The organism is Silanimonas sp., from assembly GCF_027531545.1.
GTDB lineage: Bacteria > Pseudomonadota > Gammaproteobacteria > Xanthomonadales > Xanthomonadaceae > Silanimonas.
On the sequence record NZ_JAPZSC010000043.1, the window covers coordinates 1 to 3,175 of the forward strand.

The window sequence follows — 3,175 nt, forward strand, 5'->3', positions numbered from 1 at the left end:
GAGCGACGTGTTCGATTACATCGAGATGTTCTACAACCCGAAACGCCGACACGGAACGATCGGAGGCGTCTCTCCGGTAGAGTTCGAAAGGCAGGCAGGGCTTTCAGGCAACTAGGTGTCCACGAAAGCCGGGGCGATTCATTACGGCGTCCTGGCACGGGTGCCGAGGCCCTTCCTGCTTCGCTCCGACAACGGTCTGGTCTTCACCAGCCGCATCTACACGCGGCTGGTTCGGAGCTACGGCCTGAAGCAGGAGTTCATCACCCCGCACTGCCCGCAGCAGAACGGGATGGTCGAGCGCCTGATCCGATCGCTCAAGGAACAGTGCGTGCACCGGCACCGTTTCGAGAACCAGCGCCACGCCATGCGTGTGGTCGGTGACTGGATCCAGTTCTACAACCACCGCCGACCGCACCAGGCGCTCGGCATGAAGACCCCCGCCGAGGCGTACGCTTTAGCGGCTTGAGCTGAGCAGAAACCGCTGGGTCGTTACACGACTGCTGGGGCCGATCGGCTACATTCCCCCGGCGGAAGCAGAAGCGGCGTTCTACGCCGAAACCAGCAGTTACGCCAAAGCGGCGTGACTCAATGAAAACAGCCTCCGGAAAAGCCGGGGCGGTTCAAACGGCTTGATGGGCACGCAGATGATCGGCCAGGGTACCGAGCGTGTCGCTGCCACGGCCCGGGGCAACGAACACGACCGAGCGCCGGTCCGCATCGGCAGCCAAGGTCAGGTAGTGATGGCCGCGTTGGCACGAGGCGACGTCCCCCCGCTTTCAGTAGCGGGGCTGTTTAGAGTCCGGGGTTACTGTAGCCGAACCTCGGCAAGGTGCTTCGCATAGGCCTCGGGCGTCATTCCGCCGAGGGCTTTCTTCGGTCGCTCTTGGTTGTATTCGCACCGCCATGTTTCGATCACCGCACGCGCCTGCAGCAGGTTCGGGAACCAGTGCTCGTTCAGGCATTCGTCGCGCAGTCGGCCGTTGAAGCTTTCGATATAGGCGTTCTGGTTCGGCTTTCCCGGTTCGATGAGACGAAGCTGGACGCCACGCCGATGCGCCCATTCGAGCATCGCTTTGCCGCAGAACTCCTTGCCGTTGTCACTGCGGATGATCTGCGGCAAGCCGCGTGACAGCGCCAAGCGATCCAGCACGCGTGCCACGCCATGACCTGAGATCGCTCGCTCGACTTCAACGGCGACCGCCTCATGCGTCGCGTCGTCGACGATCGTCAGGCACTTCAACGACCGTCCCTCCGCCGTCCGGTCGAACACGAAATCCATCGACCAGACCTCGTTCGCTGTCAACGCCGATCGAAATCTGACCCACTTTGCGTGGTTGTCGCCGATTGAAAACTGACCCACCTCGGGACTTCAGTTGGCTCCCCGTGCCTTGATGGCCCCAGCTCGCCGCTTGTCCTTCAACCGATAGCTCTCCCCCGTGATCTGGACGATGTGGGCGTGGTGCAGCAGCCTGTCCAATAGCGCCGCGGTCAGCGTGGCGTCATCGGCCAAGGCGGTTGCCCACTGCGGAAACGGCAGGTTGCTGGTCAGCACCATGCTGCCCCGCTCGTAACGCTTGGCCACCACGTTGAAGAACAGGCTGGCTTCTTCCCGCCCGAAGGGCAGATAGCCCAGCTCATCGACCACCAACAGCCGTGGGCCAAGCACCGCGCGGTTGAAGTACTCCTTGAGCCGCCCCTGCGCGTTGGCCGATCGCAGCTGGATCATCAGGTCGGCCGCGCTCAGGAAGCGCGTCTTGATCCCTGCTTGGATGGCACGCATCGCCAGCCCGATCGCCAGATGCGTCTTGCCCACGCCGCTGGGCCCCAGCAGGACGACGTTCTCCTGCCGCTCCAGAAAGGCCAAGCCCGCCAGATCCATGACCTGTGCCTTGGACACGCCGCTGGCGAAGCCGAAGTCGAACTGCTCGATCGTCTTCACCGTCGGCAAGGTCGCCAGCTTCAGCAGGGTCTGGCGTGTCCGCTCCTGCCGGGCCGCCATCTCCGTGCGCAGCACCGCCTCCAGAAAGTCCGCGTAGCCGCCGTCCTGCGCCGCCGCCGCCTGGGCATGCCCCGACCATCCCGATGCGATGCCCGGCAGGCGAAGCTGCTCGCACAACGCATGGATCCGCTCCTGCTGCAGGCTCATACCCACGCCTCCATCAGCTCGCCATAAATCGACAGCGGATGCTGCAGCGACGGCCACGGCGGCGGCATCGCGACGGTATCGCGCACCCACGACCGCGGCAGGTGCCCTTCGGGCAGCGGCAACAGGTGCTGCCGCTCCTCCTCAAGGCGATCAAAGGGCACCGCGCCGGTGGTGCCGTGAATCCGCCGATTGGCCACGTCGTCCAGCCAGCGTCGCACCTCCCGGTTGGCGGTCGGGACGTCCAGCAACAAGCCCGCCGATCGCAGCGTGGCGCCCAGCGGCACCACGAAACTGCCCTTCAGATAGCCGTTGAACCGCTCGACCTTGCCCTTGGTCTTGGCCCGATACGGCCGGCAGACCCGGGGTGTGAAGCCGAAACGCTCGGACAGCGCCAGCATCGATCCGTTCCACCGATGACGGCCGGGACCATAAACGTCCCGGTCCAGCAGCACCGGCTTGGCGTTGTCGAACAACACTTCCTGCGGCACGCCGCCGAAGTAGTCGAACGCATCCACCAGCCCGGCCTCCCAGGCCTCGAACGCTTCGCTCTCGCCGAACTGGACGTACGTCGCCCGGCTGTAACCCAGGCTCGCGACGAAAGCCACCAGCCGATCCCGACCGCGCCGGATCGTCGTGAAGTCGGCCTGCATCTGCCGACCCGGCGGTGTCTCGAAACGCACCACCGGCTCCTCCTCGGCCTTCCGCATCGGCGCCATCAGCACTTTCAGCTGGCTGATGCCGCCGGTGTATCCGCGCTCCTGCAACTCGCGCAACAGCACCGTCGCCGGGATGACGTCCGGCCGCGCGGCCTTCAGCCGCTCACGCACGTAGTCCACGAACGGATCGAGCTTGCTCACCCGACGCGGGCGCGGCGAATACGTCGACGCGCTGCCACGCAGATAGCGCCGCACGGTGTTCCGCGACAGCCCCAGCGCCCGGGCAATCTCCCGAACCCCTTTGCCCTGACGGGCCAATACCTTGATCTCCACCGACTCCTCCTGGCTCAGCATCCAGGCGACCTCCAAAAGG

The 3,175-nt window shown here is 65.0% G+C and carries 4 protein-coding genes and 1 pseudogene; 2 read left to right on the top strand and 3 right to left on the bottom strand.

Annotated elements, in window-relative coordinates; translation table 11 throughout:
• Together O9280_RS15450 and O9280_RS15455 are read left to right on the top strand one after the other, a co-directional pair.
• A partial coding sequence (locus O9280_RS15450; protein ID WP_298341118.1) for an IS3 family transposase occupies positions 1–115 on the top strand: 115 nt, incomplete at its 5' end.
• Entirely contained in the window at positions 116–466 is a 351-nt protein-coding gene (locus tag O9280_RS15455; protein ID WP_298344757.1) for an integrase core domain-containing protein, read from the top strand.
• A 339-nt stretch (positions 467–805) separates the two neighbouring features.
• Here O9280_RS15455 and O9280_RS15460 read toward each other — a convergent pair.
• The 3 genes and pseudogenes from O9280_RS15460 to istA all read right to left on the bottom strand — a co-directional run.
• Positions 806–1,297, bottom strand: a pseudogene (locus O9280_RS15460) (IS3 family transposase); the annotation flags it as partial.
• A 72-nt stretch (positions 1,298–1,369) separates the two neighbouring features.
• Positions 1,370–2,146 carry an IS21-like element helper ATPase IstB gene (istB, locus tag O9280_RS15465; protein WP_298344760.1) on the bottom strand — a complete coding sequence of 259 codons (777 nt, stop codon included), beginning with the start codon at positions 2,144–2,146 and terminating at the stop codon, positions 1,370–1,372.
• The gene (istA, locus tag O9280_RS15470; protein ID WP_298344763.1) at positions 2,143–3,156 is read right to left on the bottom strand and encodes an IS21 family transposase; all 1,014 of its coding nucleotides are present in this window, start codon (positions 3,154–3,156) and stop codon (positions 2,143–2,145) included. The genes istB and istA overlap by 4 nt, the downstream gene beginning before the upstream one ends.
• Positions 3,157–3,175: the final 19 nt, after the last annotated feature.